1 protein-coding gene is annotated in these 747 nt (G+C 65.3%); it reads left to right on the forward strand.

Translation table 11 applies throughout. The features are described from left to right. Positions 1–747 (forward strand): TraC family protein (locus JHD77_RS31845; protein ID WP_267907588.1); only part of this gene is annotated, 747 nt, incomplete at both ends.

Consider the following 747-nt stretch of genomic DNA (forward strand, 5'->3'; position numbering starts at 1 on the left):
GGGAGCACAAGCTCTATCGCGGAGCGATCGCTCTGTTCGTGCGCGGCCGCGACCATACCCAGTTGGAGGAACGCTGCATCACCCTGAGCAACGTACTGCTTGGCGCCGGCCTGGTGCCGGTCGAACCGCAGAACGAAGTCGGACCGCTGAACAGCTACCTGCGCTGGCTCCCCTCAAACTTCGATCCAAACGAGAAGCGAGCCCTGGAGTGGTACACCCAGATGATGTTCGCTCAGCACATCGCCAACCTGTCGCCCATCTGGGGGCGCACCACCGGTACCGGACACCCCGGCTTCACGCTGTTCAACCGTGGCGGCGCGCCGTTGACCTTCGACCCGTTCAACAAGCTGGACCGGCAGATGAATGCCCACGGCTTCATCTTCGGCCCAACCGGGTCCGGCAAGTCGGCGTCCCTGACCAACCTCATCTGCCAGATGCTCGCCATGTACCTGCCGCGGATGTTCGTCGCGGAAGCGGGCAACAGCTTCGGCCTGCTGGCCGACTTCGCCAAGCGGTTTGGCCTCTCGGTCCACCGTGTCCGCCTCGCCCCGGGCTCCGGCGTCAGCCTGGCGCCGTTCGCGGACGCCATCAAGCTGGTCGAGAGTCCCGACCAGGTGAAGGTCCTGGATGCCGAAGACATCGAGGCCTCGGACTCGGTCCAGGGCAGCAAGGCCGACCTCGAGGACGACCAGCGTGACATTCTGGGCGAGATGGAGATCGTCGCCCGCCTGATGATCACCGGCGGCG

Source organism: Pseudomonas sp. P20 (assembly GCF_016463925.1).
In the GTDB taxonomy this organism is placed as follows: Bacteria; Pseudomonadota; Gammaproteobacteria; order Pseudomonadales; family Pseudomonadaceae; genus Pseudomonas; species Pseudomonas aeruginosa.